Origin of the sequence: Flavobacterium sp. KACC 22763, assembly GCF_028736155.1 — a bacterium.
Taxonomy (GTDB): domain Bacteria; phylum Bacteroidota; class Bacteroidia; order Flavobacteriales; family Flavobacteriaceae; genus Flavobacterium.
The window spans coordinates 699169-716181 of sequence record NZ_CP117879.1; the positions used below are offsets into that span (position 1 = coordinate 699169).

Annotated in this window: 20 protein-coding genes; 11 read left to right on the plus strand and 9 right to left on the minus strand. The window is 32.7% G+C overall.

Features of this window, described 5'->3' with window-relative positions; all coding sequences use genetic code 11:
- Positions 1-100 precede the first annotated feature (100 nt).
- Positions 101-925 (plus strand): dihydropteroate synthase, encoded by an 825-nt coding sequence (gene folP, locus PQ463_RS03095; RefSeq protein WP_274256260.1) that lies wholly within the window; start codon positions 101-103, stop codon positions 923-925.
- A gap of 164 nt (positions 926-1089) precedes the next feature.
- Complete coding sequence (locus PQ463_RS03100; RefSeq protein WP_274256261.1) at positions 1090-1722, plus strand: hypothetical protein; 633 nt, start codon at positions 1090-1092, stop codon at positions 1720-1722.
- A gap of 78 nt (positions 1723-1800) precedes the next feature.
- Here the strand turns inward: PQ463_RS03100 and PQ463_RS03105 are convergent, their stop codons facing one another.
- The 8 genes from PQ463_RS03105 to PQ463_RS03140 form a co-directional block, all read right to left on the minus strand.
- Positions 1801-2271: a CHRD domain-containing protein gene (locus tag PQ463_RS03105; protein ID WP_274256262.1), complete on the minus strand. Its 471-nt coding sequence runs from the start codon at positions 2269-2271 to the stop codon at positions 1801-1803.
- Between the two features lie 187 nt (positions 2272-2458).
- Positions 2459-2932, minus strand: coding sequence for a 23S rRNA (pseudouridine(1915)-N(3))-methyltransferase RlmH (rlmH, locus tag PQ463_RS03110; protein WP_111283719.1), 474 nt, complete (start codon positions 2930-2932; stop codon positions 2459-2461).
- A gap of 187 nt (positions 2933-3119) precedes the next feature.
- Entirely contained in the window at positions 3120-3425 is a 306-nt protein-coding gene (locus PQ463_RS03115) for an antibiotic biosynthesis monooxygenase family protein (RefSeq protein ID WP_274256263.1), read from the minus strand.
- Positions 3426-3589: 164 nt separating this feature from the next.
- Complete coding sequence (locus PQ463_RS03120; protein ID WP_274256264.1) at positions 3590-5005, minus strand: amidohydrolase family protein; 1416 nt, start codon at positions 5003-5005, stop codon at positions 3590-3592.
- A gap of 257 nt (positions 5006-5262) precedes the next feature.
- Positions 5263-5547, minus strand: coding sequence for a GNAT family N-acetyltransferase (locus PQ463_RS03125; protein WP_274256265.1), 285 nt, complete (start codon positions 5545-5547; stop codon positions 5263-5265).
- Positions 5548-5552: 5 nt separating this feature from the next.
- Positions 5553-5948: an OsmC family protein gene (locus PQ463_RS03130; RefSeq protein ID WP_111376967.1), complete on the minus strand. Its 396-nt coding sequence runs from the start codon at positions 5946-5948 to the stop codon at positions 5553-5555.
- A 2-nt stretch (positions 5949-5950) separates the two neighbouring features.
- A complete protein-coding gene (locus PQ463_RS03135) occupies positions 5951-6832 on the minus strand; it encodes a pirin family protein (protein ID WP_274256266.1) in 882 nt (293 codons plus the stop codon).
- A gap of 288 nt (positions 6833-7120) precedes the next feature.
- The gene (locus PQ463_RS03140; RefSeq protein ID WP_274256267.1) at positions 7121-8221 is read right to left on the minus strand and encodes a DNA alkylation repair protein; all 1101 of its coding nucleotides are present in this window, start codon (positions 8219-8221) and stop codon (positions 7121-7123) included.
- Between the two features lie 204 nt (positions 8222-8425).
- On the opposite strand from PQ463_RS03140, the gene nadC reads away from it, so the two are divergent.
- The 5 genes from nadC to priA all read left to right on the plus strand — a co-directional run bounded on the left by nadC (position 8426) and on the right by priA (position 13970).
- Positions 8426-9283: a carboxylating nicotinate-nucleotide diphosphorylase gene (nadC, locus tag PQ463_RS03145; RefSeq protein ID WP_111424301.1), complete on the plus strand. Its 858-nt coding sequence runs from the start codon at positions 8426-8428 to the stop codon at positions 9281-9283.
- A 92-nt stretch (positions 9284-9375) separates the two neighbouring features.
- Entirely contained in the window at positions 9376-10299 is a 924-nt protein-coding gene (locus PQ463_RS03150) for a YihY/virulence factor BrkB family protein (protein WP_274256268.1), read from the plus strand.
- A gap of 1 nt (position 10300) precedes the next feature.
- Entirely contained in the window at positions 10301-10729 is a 429-nt protein-coding gene (locus PQ463_RS03155; protein ID WP_274256269.1) for a DUF2147 domain-containing protein, read from the plus strand.
- 10 nt (positions 10730-10739) lie between these two features.
- On the plus strand, positions 10740-11498 hold the full coding sequence (gene bla-B1-FLAV, locus PQ463_RS03160; RefSeq protein ID WP_274256270.1) for a subclass B1 metallo-beta-lactamase: 759 nt from the start codon (positions 10740-10742) through the stop codon (positions 11496-11498).
- A 21-nt stretch (positions 11499-11519) separates the two neighbouring features.
- On the plus strand, positions 11520-13970 hold the full coding sequence (priA, locus tag PQ463_RS03165) for a replication restart helicase PriA (RefSeq protein ID WP_274256271.1): 2451 nt from the start codon (positions 11520-11522) through the stop codon (positions 13968-13970).
- Positions 13971-13977: 7 nt separating this feature from the next.
- On the opposite strand, the gene PQ463_RS03170 is transcribed toward priA, so the two are convergent.
- Complete coding sequence (locus PQ463_RS03170) at positions 13978-14676, minus strand: LytR/AlgR family response regulator transcription factor (protein WP_008463025.1); 699 nt, start codon at positions 14674-14676, stop codon at positions 13978-13980.
- A 177-nt stretch (positions 14677-14853) separates the two neighbouring features.
- On the opposite strand from PQ463_RS03170, the gene rpsF reads away from it, so the two are divergent.
- The 4 genes from rpsF to PQ463_RS03190 all read left to right on the plus strand — a co-directional run bounded on the left by rpsF (position 14854) and on the right by PQ463_RS03190 (position 16594).
- The gene (gene rpsF, locus PQ463_RS03175) at positions 14854-15195 is read left to right on the plus strand and encodes a 30S ribosomal protein S6 (protein WP_068842999.1); all 342 of its coding nucleotides are present in this window, start codon (positions 14854-14856) and stop codon (positions 15193-15195) included.
- A gap of 5 nt (positions 15196-15200) precedes the next feature.
- On the plus strand, positions 15201-15497 hold the full coding sequence (rpsR, locus tag PQ463_RS03180; protein ID WP_002987043.1) for a 30S ribosomal protein S18: 297 nt from the start codon (positions 15201-15203) through the stop codon (positions 15495-15497).
- 66 nt (positions 15498-15563) lie between these two features.
- A complete protein-coding gene (gene rplI / locus PQ463_RS03185) occupies positions 15564-16004 on the plus strand; it encodes a 50S ribosomal protein L9 (protein WP_111366389.1) in 441 nt (146 codons plus the stop codon).
- 116 nt (positions 16005-16120) lie between these two features.
- Positions 16121-16594 carry a DUF6495 family protein gene (locus PQ463_RS03190; protein ID WP_274256272.1) on the plus strand — a complete coding sequence of 158 codons (474 nt, stop codon included), beginning with the start codon at positions 16121-16123 and terminating at the stop codon, positions 16592-16594.
- Positions 16595-17013 lie beyond the last annotated feature (419 nt).

Here is a 17013-nt window from a genome sequence, read left to right on the forward strand (position 1 = left end):
GAAAAATGTTTCAAGTTTCAGGTTTCAAGTTTTACGTTCTAGAACTTGCGAAATCTGCATCAACTTGAAACGTGAAACCTGAAACAAAATAAAACAAGCAATGACAATTAACTGTAAAGGCGAACTTATAGATTTATCAATTCCTAAAGTAATGGGAATTCTCAATGTTACGCCAAATTCTTTCTTTGACGGAGGAAAATATAAAAACGAAGACGAAATTATTTCGCAAGTAGATAAAATGCTTTCTGAAGGTGCAACATTCATCGATATTGGAGCGTATTCTAGTAAACCAAGCGCTGAATTTGTAACCGAACAAGAAGAAATTGATAGAATTGTTCCAGCAATTGAATTGATTTTAAAGCATTTTCCGAAAACATTATTATCAATTGATACCTTTAGAGCTGAGGTTGCAAAAGCAAGTATAGAAAGCGGCGCGGCAATTATAAACGATATTGCGGCTGGCGAATTAGACGAAAAAATGTTTGATGTAATTGCGCATTATAACGTTCCGTATATCATGATGCACATGCGAGGCAATCCGCAGACAATGCAGAGTTTGACGCAATACGAAGATATTATAAAAGAAATGCTGTTCTATTTTTCAGAAAAAGTAAAAAAAGCAAGAGCTTTAGGAATCAATGATTTGATTCTCGATCCTGGTTTCGGTTTTGCTAAAACAACCGATCAGAATTATGAAGTAATGCAAAAAATGGAACTTTTTAATATTTTTGAATTACCTGTTTTAGCCGGAATTTCTAGAAAATCAATGATTTATAAAACACTTGATATTACACCACAAGAAGCCTTAAACGGAACAACGTTTCTAAATACAATTGCATTGACAAAAGGAGCGAAAATTCTTCGTGTTCATGATGTGAAAGAAGCTGTAGAATGTGTTACTTTGTTTAATAAAATGAGTTTATAATAGCCAGCTTTGTCATTTCGACGAAGGAGACTCGAGCAACAGCGAACAGGCGAAGCAAATCTTCGTTGCTAAATCGACAAAGATTGGATTCCTGTTGGAGAGCTACTTGAGAAGCCTTCTCCTTTATCGAAATGACATACTTTATCTAATATGAATTATAAATTATGAAATACTTCACTTTAATTATCGCTTTATTTCTATTTTCCTGCGGAAAAAAAGAAGACGTTTTGTTGCCGAAATCAAATGTTTCAATTGTAAAAGATGTACAAGATCATTCGCCAATTTACCTTTTTTTCAAAGTTGATGGAAAAGATACAATCGCCGATTTGAATCGAAAAAGTGCCATTATATCAACCAATTGGATTTTCAATATAGACAAACGCCTGCCCTTAAAAGTGGTAATTCCGCAGGTAATAAAAATGCAGGAAAAAAAGCGTAACGAGAAAATGCATCAAAACGAAGAATCTGAAAACTATTATTCTTACGCAGATTCTATTGGAAAAAATCTAGCTTTTTTGCCTTTCACGAAAGTATTCTATAAAATGGAGAAACCTACCGCAGGAAGTTTTGTGGTTTACTTTAAAAAAGGAAAAAAACAGGTTTTCATGGGAAATAAGGAAATAAAAATAACAGAAATACTGCAGCAGTTTTACAGTATAAAATTTGATAGAGTGCCTAATCTGGTATTTTTATTTGATAAGGATATGAGTTATGAAGAATATATTCAATATGAAATTTTATTGCACAAACATGTGACTCATAATCTTGATAAGCTTCCTGTAGAATTTATTTTCTAAATAGCTCGCGGTAAAATAAACGGTAAAATTTAAAAGCCTTTCTCTACTAAAAGAAAGGCTTTTTTTGTGATTTAGTGATTAGTATCCACCACCACCGCCTCCGCCTCCGCCTCCAGAAGTGTCAGTTTTTGTCAGAGTACCGCTGATTTCTCCATTAGGATAAGCAGTAGTGTGTAAATTAACGTAATAATGATTAGCCATCAGCTCCGTAATTTGCGCATCAGTTATAGAACCAGATACAGATATTGGAGAGGTAGAGACATTGGCATCAGGAAACGGAATAACAATTGTACCGTCTGCTGCATGTATATGTCCATGTATTGGTACTAATCCTGAAAAATTTACTTTAAGATCAAATGTTTTTGCAGTTTGATTTAATTTTAAAGTAGCACTACCTGAAGCTGAAGAAGTCGCACCTGCAACTGGGGTCAAATTAGCAGTAAATGTCACAATTACAGGTGGTGTGTAATTGTCGTCATACCCATTAGAACAAGAAGTTCCAATTAAAAGCAATAGTAGGATTGCCAAAAGACGGAATAAAGATTTCATAATTATATGCTTTTAGGTTAGAAATAAGGTCAAAAAACTATAATTATTAAATTTTATTAAGATTTAATAAATCACTATAAATTTACGATTTTATTTTTGTTTTAAGGTTTAAAATGTTGATTATTAAATTTTTATGGTTTTAGAGGCTGTAGATTTTTAAATTTGAAATCTAAAGCTAAAAACAGACTTATTGATGATGATAAGGTTCATTTCGTAAAATAGTAAATCCGCGATACAATTGTTCAATAAAAAACAAACGAACCATTTGATGCGAAAATGTCATTAGCGAAAGCGAAACTTTTCCTTGCGCCTTTTTATAAACCGTTTCAGAAAAGCCATAAGGACCGCCAATAACAAAAACGAGTGTTTTTACACCAGAATTCATTTTCTTTTGCAATTCTTCAGAAAAACCAACGCTCGAGAAAGTTTTTCCGTTTTCATCCAATAAAATCAATTGATCGGTGGCAGAAAGTTTTGACAGGATCAATTCGCCTTCTTTTTCTTTTTGCTGACTTTCAGATAAGTTTTTTACGTTTTTGATGTCTGGAATAATTTCCAATTCAAATTTGATGTAAAAAGACAAACGTTTGGTATAATCGTCAATCAGAGTTTGAAGCGATTTATTATCTGTTTTGCCTATTGCGATAAGTTTGATGTTCATTTGCTAAGTTTTTGCCACGAATTGCGGTAATTTAAACACATAGAGACATAGTCTTTCTTTGTCTATAAAAGGCGTTTCACTAACCGCAATATACATAGCTATGTGTTAAAGCTTGCTTTTTCTGTAATCTTAAACGGAAACAATTATGCCTATGTTTCTATGTGTTTAATTGTTTACGCAAAGCTATTTATTGTTTTTTATTCTCAAAAACCGTTTCGAAATGTTCTACAATCGGAAAGGGTTCGTAATAATGATGTAAAATCTTTTTCCATTCCAAATATGCGTTAGAAGTTCTGAAGCCTACTGTATGATCTTCAAGCGTATTCCAGTCAACTAATAAAAGATATTTATTTTCTACTTCAAGACATTTTTCTAATCGATACCCTAAATAGCCATCGATTGATGAAATGTATTGACTTGCTTTTGCAAAATCAGCCTCAAATGAATTAGCTAATTCTGGTTTTACATATAGAAATGCGGCTTCTAGAATCATATTTAAATGAATTTTATCTGCTTGATCTGCGGGAAAAAATTATATTCTCGCAGATTTAGCAGATTTGGCTGATTTTATTTTTATTGTTTTGTTTAAAATGAATATGTGATTATCGGCTTAAATCTGTTTGAAATCTGCGTGAAACTTTCGTGCAAATTGACGTTTTAGTTTTTAGAAAATTTCGCTTCAAAAGTTTTAAAACGATTATCTAAATCTTTGATTAATTGTTTTTTTACCGATGCGTCTTGAATAAAACTGTAATTGATACTATTGTAAACGTATTTTTTGATTGTTTCATAATTTACATCAGGATATCTTTTTGCCAATAAAACATATTGTTCTGTCATGCTGCTTCTTAAAATCCCTGCATCATCTGTACTTATTACAATTGGCACATTAAATTCTTTGTAAAGCGTAAAAGGATGTCTATTTTCTTTTACTTTTAAAATGAATTCGTTACTCACTAAATTGATTTCAATCGGAATATTGTTTTTTGACATATATTTCAATAAATCGTACGAATTAGCCTCATAAGCAATATCCACTCCGTGACCAATTCTGTTGGCACCTGCAACATAAATGGCATCATTAATATGCCAAGTCAATTCTTCTGGCTGAACCAAACCTAAAGTTAATTCGCCTGCGTGAAGCGTATATTTTACATCTGGAAATTTAGAGTGGCAGTATTTAAACATTACCATGTGTAGCCAGTAATCCTTCATAGAATTTTCACCATGTTCTGGAGAAACGATATTTACACCTGCAGTCAATTTATTTTCGCTTGACGAAATAAAAGCAATAACCAGATTTTTGAATAAATCTACCGGTTCCATAAAACGAAGCACAAAGTTTTGATAACGCATAGTAAATTTTTCGTCATCCATTTTTAAATCTTTGTGCAGTTTTGCTATGAAATTATTATTGAAATCGATAGCATATTTTTTAGCCTCTTTTTGTTGAAGTGATTTATTCAATTCGTCCAAAAGTTTTAGAACTGTTTTTTCGTCTCTCTGTTCTGCAGCCTGACGAAGTTTTGTGTTGAAATCAGCTAAATCAGAAACATTCATATCGCACGGAATTGTTGATAATTGTGTTTCGATATACGTTACATTTTCGGCAATAGCACGCTTTTTCAACTCAAGCATTCCTTCTGCAAAATGACCTTGAATGGTAGGCTCAAATTTCATAAAAGAATCAAAGAACTGATCGTCAGACGGAACAGAACCATTATAATCTTTTACCGACCAAGTCTGCATAATTTGCTGTTCGTAATACTCTAATTTTCCTTTGTTTTTAAGAGATGAAAAGTTTTCCCAGTTTCCGCTTGCAGGTTTGGTTTTTGAAACCGCCATTGTTTCCAGATTCAAATAAAAGTCTTCTGCAATAGCTCTTTCTAAAAGAGGTTCTGCATAAACTGATCCTGAAAAATGGTGGTGTAAATCGCCTCCTTTAGGCATTTGTTGAAAGAAAGCTGTTAAGAGAGCTTCATTATTTCTGATTTTTTCTAAATAACTCTCAGCCGATTGAGAAAAGCCGATTTGTGCTATAAAAATACAGGAAAGCGTAATTATCCTTGTCATACTCTAAGTTTAAATTACGCGCAAATATAGGAATTTCCGCGGAAATTTGAAAACCGAATTTCGTTGTGTTGAATTTTTACCACAAAGAGCGCTAAGATTTATCGCAAAGTTCGCAAGGTTTTATTCCAAGCTTAACTTTATAAAAACCCAAAGTTCGCAAAGCTTTGTTTTAAAACTTTACGAACTTTGCAAAATCCTTTGCACGCTTTGCAGTTAAAAAAAACTTAGAAGCTTAGTATCTCAGAACCTTAGAAACTTTAAGAAAAAAGTACATCACGAATTTCTTCAACTTTATCAAAAACGCTTTTAGCAAAAGGACAAAGCGGAATAATTTTTAAGTTGTTTGCTCTTGCATAATCTACAGCGGCCATAACTAATTTTTTACCCACACCTTTTCCGTTAAAATCAGGACTTACTTCAGTGTGATCAATAATGAATTTTGAGTCTCCTGCCCAAGTATATGTCATTTTTCCTGCCTCTTTTCTGTCTTCTATTGCTTCAAAATAGCCTCTTCTTGTATCGTTTATTTGTTGAATTTCCATTGTAATTATATTAGTGTGGTTTTAATTTCGATTGAATGTGTCAATGTTTTATGAATTGGACAACTATTTGCAATCGTTTCTAATCTTTGTCTTTGCGTTTCGTCTACTTCTCCTATTACTTCAATTCTTCTAGTAAATGAGGTGCAATTTCTCTCTGAATCTCTTTCAAAATCAATCTTGATATTGATTTCCTCGACATTCCATTGCTTACGATTAATGTACATTCGTAAAGTAATCAAAGTGCAAGAAGCCAATGATGAAGCCAAAAGTTCTGTTGGATTCAGTCCTAAATTTTTGCCTCCCAATTGCTGGGGTTCATCAGAAATTAAGACATTTCCGCTGGCTGAGGTAATTTCCGTTCGATACAAACGTGTATCTATTTTTGCTGAAATTGTATCCATAATTATTTAATTCTTGGTTCTGGCAATGGAACAAATTCGGTTTCACCCGGAACTTTTGGGAAAGTTTGAGCAGTCCAGTCTTGTTTTGCTTTTTCGATGAGGTTTTTATCCGAAGAAACGAAATTCCAAAAGATAAAATGTTCTTCAGGAAAAGGCTCTCCACCAAAGATATAAACAGTTGAATTTGCAGCAATTTCAAATTCGCAAAGAGAAGCTTCAGTTGTAATTAAAATCTGTCTTGGATCATAAACATGTTCACCGTTTTTAATGCTTCCTTCTAAAATATATAATCCGCTTTCGCCAAATAAATGATGCCCAATATTGATTTTCTTAGCTTCTTTGCTCTTAATTTCAATAAAATACAATGGACTATAAACAGGAACTGGAGAGTTTTTCCCAAAAGCTTCACCAGCAATTAATTTATATGAAACTCCATCTTCTTCCCAAGCTGGAATATCGTCTGCTTCAACATGTGTAAAATTTGGATCCATTTGTTCCAATTCTTTCGGGAGTGCCACCCAAATCTGCAATCCGTGAAGCATTTTATCTGTATGTCTTAAATATTCTGGAGTTCTTTCAGAATGTACAATTCCTTTTCCAGCGGTCATCCAGTTTACAGCGCCTGGTTTTATTTCTAGTTCTGTTCCTAGACTATCGCGATGCATAATGCTTCCTTCAAACAAAAAGGTAAGCGTTGAAAGTCCGATATGCGGGTGCGGAGGAACATCCATATTTTCATGATCACTTAAATGTGCAGGTCCCATATGATCGATAAATACAAATGGTCCGACAGCTCTTTTTTCGCGGAAAGGCAGTAATCTGCCAACCATAAAATTGCCAATATTGGCAGCGCGTTCTTCGATAATTAAACTGATATTTGACATGTGGTATTATTTGATTTGAAAACAAAATTACAGTTGTGATAGAAATCTGTAACTTAATTTAGATTAAGAAATGTTGTTTTTTGTATTAGTTATAAAAGTAAGGAAAATGTATGTTTTTTTCAAATTAGTTTATTTGTCACGTTTTGTTGTCATTTCGACGAAGGAGAAATCTTCGCAAGAAACTCTACAAAGATTGGGTTTTCGTTGCGGAGCTACTCGTGGAGATTTCTCCTTCGTCGAAATGACAAACTAAACGGTTAAAACGTTCGATGAGCTAAAAATGTGTTTTTATTCAACCAACTCAAATTCCAAAACATCACTTTCAGTTCCATTAATAATAATCGACAATTGATGTTTTCCTGTATGAAAAACACGCGTCGTAATCAATTTAAAAGATTGGTTTCTTTCAATCTTAGTTAGCTGATTTGGATGATAAATCTTCTCGCTGATTTTGAAGACTTTTTTCGCCAAATGTCCTTTTGATTTTTTATAGTGAACGGCGTATTCTAAACGAACTGTTTTAGATTCTTCATTTTTATTATTTAAATGAAATTGAAACTGGAGGTAATCGCCAATTTTTACAGTTGGCGTTTTGATTTCGAAAGAAGAAAGCTCAATATTAGTACTTTCTAAGCCATAATGGCTTAAAATTTCTGGATGACCTTGTTTTAATAAAGTTCTGCACCCGTGTTTTATAATTCCATCAGTTTCTTTGCTCTGACCTTTCCATCTTGCAGCGATTTCTAATACAATTTGCGGATTGTCTTTAGCGATGTCATTTAAATTATTGGCAACGCTTCTTCGAACATATTCTGAAGGATCATTTTTTAAATTCTCCAAAATGGGGAGGATAGAAGAAGGATCTTTTTTCAAAAACGGAATCGCCATTGCCCAAGGCAATCTCGGACGTGAACCTTCGCTCGCTAATCGACGCACGTGATGATTTTCGTGCAATGACCACTTAATCATTTCATCAATCATTTGTTCTTTATATTTTAAAATGAAAGGGCGAACGGCAAATTCACAGCTTATAAATTGAGTTATAGAAACAAAAGCTTTCTTCGAAGTTTGTAAATCGTTTAAACCATACATTTCGATATAGTCGGCAAAGAAAATGAAGGCCAAATTGCTGTCTGTGAAGTTGTTTTTCTTTAGGTTTTCTATGGTTTTATCAATTAAAATAACGGCTTCAGGGAAATTTTGAGGCATAAATTGGTGAAACACAACTGTTGTATGCTTCATTCTTTCTTTCCATTCTTTTTGAGCAAAATCGCCTTCGTAAATTGCTTCAATAAATTTATGTTTGTTGAACGCTGGATACACTTCAACAACAGCCTGACTAAATTTTTCGTAAAAAGAAACCGAGTAAATGTCTTTAATTAATCCCATAATTTTGCTTGATTGAATTTCAAAGATATTTAATTGAATACTTATTATTAGACTAAGTTTTGTTAAGAATTGTAACTTTATTTTTATGAATATCTTAATGGTTAAAAAAGAGATATTTAATGTTTTGTGTAATTTTTCATGTTGTAGGAACTTTCAAATCCATAAAATATATCCTAATTTAGCATTATTATTAAAAACAGAAAAATGATAAGTGAAGCTCAATTTCAAGCAGAATTACAACTTTTAATCAGTAATGCCATTAGAGAAGATGTGGGACAAGGCGATTACAGTTCGCTGGCTTGTATTCCAGATACTGCTCATGGTAAGGCAAAACTATTGGTAAAAGATCAAGGAATCATTGCCGGAGTTGAACTTGCCAAAATGATATTTGAACATGTAGACCCAAAACTAAAAGTGAAAACTTTTATAGAGGACGGAACACGTGTGGAATATGGTGAAATCGTTTTTGAAGTTTCTGGAAGTTCGCAATCTATTTTGAAAGCAGAAAGAGTAGTTTTGAATACGATGCAGAGAATGTCAGCGATTGCTACAAAAACAAACCATTTAATGGGACTTTTGGAAGGAACAAATGCTAAAATATTAGATACTCGTAAAACGACTCCAAACTTTAGAGTTGCAGAAAAATGGGCTGTAAAAATTGGCGGAGGCGAGAATCATCGTTATGCTTTGTATGATATGATTATGCTGAAAGACAATCATATTGATTTTGCTGGCGGTATTACTCGTGCAATTTCTAAAACAAAAGAGTATTTGAAAGAGAATAATCTTGATCTTAAAATTATTGTTGAAGCTCGTAATCTGGATGAAATCAGAGAAATTTTATTGAGTGATGGAGTTCATAGAATTCTGATAGACAATTTTAATTATGAAGATACGAAAACGGCAGTAAATTTGATTGGTTCAAAATGTCAGACAGAATCTTCAGGAAATATCAGTGAAAAAACAGTTCGCGAGTATGCTTTGTGTGGCGTAAATTATATTTCATCTGGCGCTTTAACGCATTCTGTATATAATATGGATTTGAGCTTGAAAGCTTTTTAATGGAGTTATGAATTTTGAGTTGTAAGTTATGAGTTTTGTAAATCTATCCCGATAGCTTCAGGACAGAACTCTAAAATCTAAAATCAGAAAATATGTCGCAAGAGATAGAAGATCGGATTGAGAAACTGCCTGTGGTGCGGTCATTAGCCCGACTTTTGAAGAAAATAAAACTGCCTTGGCTGGAAGGATTTTCATTATACGATTTGTTGGAAATGTACACCATCGGAATTATTGATGGTGCTTTTTCGTATCATGCAAGTGCTGTTTCTTTTAGTTTTTTTATGGCATTATTTCCTTTTGCTCTATTTATTCTAAACTTAATCCCATTTATTCCGATAGATAATTTTCAGGAAGATTTCTTGCAGTTTGTACAGCAAAGCGTTCCTCCAAACACGTTTGATGCAATTAGTAAAATTATCAGCGATATCTTAAATAATAGTCACTCAGGATTATTATCATCTGGATTTTTGCTTTCGATTTTTTTGATGGCAAATGGAATTAATGGAATTTTAAGCGGTTTTGAATCCTCAAAACACGTTTTTGACAAACGCGGATTTTTACATCAATATTTGGTTGCTTTGGCGATTTCGCTTGTAATGACTATAATTTTATTTGTTACGGTGGCAACAATTGTTGTTTTTGAGGTTTTTATTCAAAAAACAATTATTCAAGATGTGTTGAGCGATCGAATTCCTCTGATTATTTTAGGACGATATTTATTCGTTATCCTAATGATTCTGATAACATCTTCAATATTATTGCGTTATGGTACAAAACAGTATAATAAAGTGCCTTTTATTAGCATTGGTTCTGTTTTTACAACGATCTTAATTGTTATATCTTCGTTCTTTTTTGGAATTTGGGTTATAAAATTTTCAAAATACAACGAACTTTATGGTTCAATTGGAACATTATTAATTCTAATGTTTTATATTTGGATAAACTGTATGATTCTGCTTTTAGGGTTCGAATTGAATGCTTCTATCAGAAAATTAAAACAAAAAAAAGAAAAATAATATGAAAAATTTGATGCTAACTATCGGAGTGTTCTTCTTTGCCCTAACCATGCAAAGTCAAAGTGTAATTGGAAAATGGAAGACAATTGACGACGAAACAGGAGAAGCCAAATCGGTAGTTGAGATTTATGAGAAATCTGGAAAAATATATGGCAAGATTGTAGATATACTTCGCGAAGGCCACAAAAAAGATGTTTGTGTAAAATGTGAAGGCGCAGAAAAAAACAAACCAATTTTAGGAATGGTTATTATAAACGGACTTAAAAAAGATGATTCTGAATATAATGGAGGAACAATCTTGGATCCGACAAGCGGTAAAAAATACAAATGTTATGTTACTTTAGAATCTGCAGATAAATTGAAACTTCGCGGTTATGTTGGAATTTCTTTAATGGGAAGAACGCAATACTGGACGAGAGTCAAAAATTAATTAAAATCTAATGCGAAAATTAGCTTCGATAGTTTTATTCTTGATTATAGTTTCAAATAGCTTTGGACAATCTAAGAATTCACCATTACAAATAAGTCATCTTACGGGTGACTTTTATGTTTATAAAACGTTTCATGATTATAATGGAACACTAATTTCTGCCAATGCCATGTATGTTGTTACAGACAAAGGCGTTGTGCTTTTTGATGCACCGTGGGATAAAATGCAGTTTCAGCCTTTGCTGGATAGTATAAAAGCAAGACACAATAAAGAAGTTGTTATGCTTTTCGGCACGCATTCTCATGAAGATCGTGCGGGCGGATTTGATTTTTATAGAAAAAAAGGAATTAAAACCTATTCAATTAAATTAACTGATGAGATTCTAAAAAGTAAGAATGAGCCAAGAGCTGAATTTATAATTCCAAATGATACTACTTTTACGGTTGGACAATACAGGTTTGAAGTGTATTATCCTGGCAAAGGACATGCGCCAGATAATATCGTAGTGTGGTTTGAGAACGATAAAGTTCTTTACGGAGGATGCTTTGTGAAAAGTGTTGAGGCAAAAGATTTAGGCTATTTACGAGATGCCGATGTTAAAGAATGGGAGAAATCAATAAAAAGAGTTCAGTCAAAATTTAAAAATCCGAAGTATGTTATTCCAGGACACGATGGAGGAACAACCAATAAATCTATAAATCATACTTTGAAGCTGATTCAGGATTATAATCTTTCAAAAAACGCTTCGCTTAAAACTGGCCAAAAATAATTACTGGCTTATAAAAAAATCATGCATTTCATCGAAGTCATTTTACCGCTTTCTTTAGCTAAAACATTTACCTATAGAATTTCTGAAGCTGAATTTCATTTCATTAAAAAAGGAATGCGCGTTGCTGTGCCATTTGGTAAAAGCAAAATATATACTGGACTTGTTTTAGATGTTCATGAAAATGCTCCAACTCTATATGAAGCGAAAGAAATTCATCAGATTTTAGATGAAAAACCAATTGCGACCGAAATTCAGATTAAGCACTGGCTTTGGGTGGCAAGTTATTATATGTGCGGCATTGGAGATGTGTATCGGGGAGCGTTTCCAAGCGGACTATTGCTGGAAAGTGAAACTATTATTTCGCATAAACCAGATGTTGTGGTAAACGATAGCGAACTTTCTGATGATGAATTTCTAATTTATGAAGCTTTGCACCATCAGAGTTCGTTAAAGGTTCAGGAAATTACTTCGATTTTAAATAAAAAAAATATACTTCCGATTCTGCAAAAACTGATTGCGAAGGATATCATTTTTTTAGATGAAGAAATAAAAGAAACATACAAACCAAAATTGGTTCGATATGTAAAATTACATTCCAAATACGAATCTGATAATGGTTTAGAAGAATTGCTAATGGTGTTGAAAAACGCTAATAAACAAAAAGAAATTGTTTTGGCATATTTTCAAATAAGCGCATCAGAAAAGAAGCCAATCACGGTAAAGAAGCTTACAGAAGTCTCAAACGCAGGGGCGGCGGCGATAAAATCATTAGTTGAAAAAGAAATATTTGAAGAATATTATTTACAGCATGACCGTGTTACGTTTGATGGAGAAAAATCAGATAAAGAACTGCATTTAAGTGAAGCTCAAGGAAATGCTTTTTCAGGAATTAAGAATAGTTTTTTGGAGAAAGAAGTGTGTCTACTTCATGGCGTAACTTCGAGCGGAAAAACTGAAATTTATATTAAGTTAATCGAAGAATATCTGCAGACGGGAAAACAGGTTTTGTATCTGCTTCCAGAAATAGCTCTTACTACTCAGTTGGTTTCGAGACTGCGTCTTCATTTTGGAGATAAAGTGGCTGTTTTTCATTCTAAATATAGCAATAATGAAAGAGTTGAGGTTTGGAGGCAAACGCTAGAAAATTCTCCAAAAGCTCAAATTGTAATTGGAGCCAGATCGGCTCTGTTTTTACCTTTTAATGATTTAGGATTGCTTATTGTTGATGAAGAGCACGAGCAGACTTTTAAACAAACAGATCCTGCACCAAGATACCACGCTAGAGATGCGGCAATTGTTTTGGCTAATTTTCATAAGGCAAAAGTATTGTTGGGTTCGGCAACGCCTAGCATTGAAACCTATTTTAATACGCAAAATAATAAGTACGGATTGGTAACGCTTTCTGAACGTTATAAAAATGTCCGCTTGCCTGAAGTGATTTTGGTTGATATAAAAGACAAGCATTTCAGAAAAAGAATGACAGGGCATTTTAGCGATCTTTTAATTGAAGAAATAGCTGAATCGTTGTCTTTGGGTGAGCAGGTTATTTTATTTCAAAATAGGAGAGGATATTCGCCTATAATTGAATGTTTAACTTGCGGACATGTTCCGCATTGCCAGCAGTGCGATGTGAGTTTGACTTATCATAAACATAAGAACCAGCTTCGCTGTCATTATTGCGGTTATTCAATTGCAAAACCTACTAATTGCCATAACTGTTCGAGTATAGATTTGACCACAAAAGGATTCGGGACAGAACAAATAGAGCAGGAGTTATCTTCACTTTTTCCTAAAGCAAAAACGGCTAGAATGGATCAAGATACTACGAGAGGTAAATTTGGTTTTGAAAAAATAATTGATACGTTTAAAAATCGCGAGATTGATATTTTAGTCGGCACACAAATGCTGGCCAAAGGACTTGATTTTGATAATGTAGGTTTGGTTGGAATTATGAATGCCGACAATATGCTACATCATCCCGATTTTAGGGCTTTTGAACGTAGTTTTCAAATGATGACACAAGTGGCAGGAAGAGCAGGAAGATCAGAAAAGCAGGGAAAAGTTGTTATTCAGACTTACAATCCAAATCACAATACAATTCAGCAGGTTACAGACCATAACTATATAGGAATGTATAAGGAACAGCTGTATGATAGACAGATTTATAGATATCCGCCTTATTTTAGGATTATAAAGCTTACGCTAAAGCACAAAGATTTTGATAAGCTAAAAGAAGGAGCGATGTGGCTGTATCAGGTTTTGAGCCAGAATTTGGGAATGCCGGTTTTAGGGCCAGAAGAGCCTGCTATAAGCAGAATACGAAATGAATATATCAGGACTATCTTGATTAAGATTCCGAATAATCTTCATTTAGGAAACACAAAAAAAACTATTCAGAAAATGCTGAATAGTTTTGAAGTTGTGGCTCAATACAGAGCTATAAAAGTTGTGATTAATGTAGATTTCTATTAAACAGCAATTAAGAAGAAGTTGAAAGTGCTTTTACTAAGTCTTCTTTTTTATTTCTGCTTAAAGGTATTTTAGTAATTCCTATTTCGGCAAATTTACTGTTAAAGCGCTCGACCTTATCTATATTAATGATGTACGATTTGTGAACACGGATAAATTTGTCTTTCGATAGATCATTTTCAAAAGATTTCATAGTAGAAAGAACCAGATTACTGTCATCTTCAGTTACTACTCTTACGTAATCTCCAAAAGCTTCAATCCATTTTATTTTTGAAGTAAAGATTTTAAGTTTTTTTAGATTACTTTTGATGAAAATATGCTCGCCTTCTTCTTCTTTGATGTCTTTTTTTAGCAGATGCATATCGATTGCCCTTTTTACAGAGGCGTTAAAGCGATCTACTGCAATTGGTTTTTGAAGATAGTCGGTAGCATCATAGTCGAAAGCTTTTAGGGCATATTCGGCTTTAGAAGTGATAAATATAATCTGCGGTTTTGATTTTAATCCGTCAAGGAAATCAAAGCCGTTAATTACTGGCATTTCTATGTCAAGAAATATTAAATCGATATTATTTAATGAGATACAACTTTTTGCTTCAATGGCATTAGAAAAATCCCCGATTAAATGCAAGCCTGGGTGATTATTAACCAATTTGGCAATAATTGTCCTTTGTATAGAACTATCATCTACAACAACACAGTTTAGTTTCATAACATTTATATTTAGAATAAATTCAGGATAGCAGTAGTAAATGTATTATTTTTTTGTAAAAAAAACTAAAGTTGAGGCATCTTTTTTGCATTATGACGAATAAAAGGAAAAAAGTGTTGCATATATAAATTAAATGCTTACTTTTGCACCCAATTTTAACAAATAAATTTTTTATTTATGAATCATTATGAAACTGTTTTCATTTTAAATCCCGTTTTATCTGAGGTTCAGGTGAAGGAAACAGTAACGAAATTTGAAGAATTTCTTACTAGTAGAGGAGCTGAAATGGTATCGAAAGAGGATTGGGGTCTTAAAAAAATGGCTTACGAAATCCAAAACAAAAAAAGTGGTTTTTATCACTTATTCGAATTCAAAGTAGCTGGAGAAGTTCTTTTAGCTTTTGAAACTGAATTCAGACGTGATGAAAGAGTTATGCGTTTCTTAACTGTAAGTTTAGATAAACATGCTATTTCATGGGCTGAGAGAAGAAGAGCAAAATTAAAATCTACTAAAGCGTAATTATTATGTCTACAATTGAGCAATCTGCAAAAGGAAAAAAAGACGGAGATATCAGATATTTAACGCCTTTAAACATTGAAACTAACAAAACTAAAAAGTATTGCCGTTTCAAAAAATCAGGAATCAAATACATCGATTATAAAGATGCTGATTTCTTATTGAAATTCGTTAACGAGCAAGGAAAAATTCTTCCTCGTCGTTTAACTGGAACTTCATTAAAATACCAAAGAAAAGTTTCTGTAGCTGTAAAAAGAGCTCGTCACTTAGCTTTAATGCCATACGTGGCCGATTTATTAAAATAGTATAAAAATCTAGTCGCTGGTTTCTGTTGAAGCAGAACCTAACTTCTAAAATATAAGGACAACAACATGGAAATTATTTTAAAACAAGACGTACAGAACTTAGGATTTAAAGATGATGTAGTATCTGTAAAACCTGGTTACGGTCGTAACTTTTTAATTCCTCAAGGTTTTGCTACTTTAGCAACTCCTTCTGCTAAAAAAGTTTTAGCTGAAAACCTAAAACAAAGAGCACACAAAGAAGCTAAAATTGTTGCTGATGCTAAATCATTGGCTGAAGCAATTAAAGCTCTTGAAATTAAAATTTCTGCAAAAGCTGGTGGAGAGAAACTTTTTGGTTCTATCACAAACATCGACATTGCTGAAGCTTTAGAAAAATCTGGAAACGCTATCGACAGAAAATTCATCACTAGTGGTATCGTAAAACGTACTGGAAAATACAGTGCAAGTATTCGTTTACACAGAGATGTAATTGTTGAGTTACCATACGAAATTGTTGCTGAAAAGTAGTAGTTTTAAAATCTATACTAAAATCCCGATGCAAATCGGGATTTTTTTGTTTAATATAGAACGATAGTAATAATTAGACTTATAGCTAACAGCTAAAGGATAAAGCCTAAAATGAAATGAAATACGCAAGATTAACAAAAGAGCAATTTGAAGAATTGCATGCTGAATTTGCCAGTTTTTTGGCTACACAAGCAATAGACAGAAAAGAGTGGGAAGAACTTAAAGTTAATAAACCAGAAGTTGCAGAACAGGAACTTGATGTTTTTTCAGATTTGATTTGGGAAGGTGTATTAGGTAGAGCAGAATATTTAGAGCATTTTTCTAAAAATCATATCTTTTTATTTCACTGTTTTGATACTCACATCCAATCGATTGTTTTAAAATCGGTTTCACCTGAAGTTGATTTTTTAACTAAAGATGGATTGCAATGGTTGAGCGATAATATGTTTACCGATAATATTGAAATGAAGGTAGGAAAGAAGGTGTTTACAGAAGAACGAAACTCTTCAATTTTTGAATTGATTAAACAAGGTGCTTTTTTAAGCGATGGACAGTTGTTTAATCAAATCAATACTATTATTGAATCGTAATTTAGTTTAATAACTTTTTTAAGATGGCAAGCAATTAATAATAATTGTTTGCCATTTTTTGTTTTTTTAACTTTTGTTTAATTTTTTTGTGAATTTTTACCCCGTATTTCTACGTGTTTATTTTTAATTTTTCAATATATTTTAAAAATTGAACTTTTTTGTAAAATATTGTTGTATTTAGTCTTTATAACGCATAGTTTTAGCGATAAATCTGTATAAATTGTAAGAATATACTTTGATTACATCGATTTAACATATTTTACTTAATATTTTGCTTACCTATTAATTGAAAAGAAAATTATGTTAAATGTAGCGATTTTTCTATTGTTTTCAGTTGGTCCTAATTTTGAAATTAAAGATTTAAGAATAAATTATAAGATTTTTAAGCTTGTTTTATGTTTTTGTTTTTCCTAATTTTA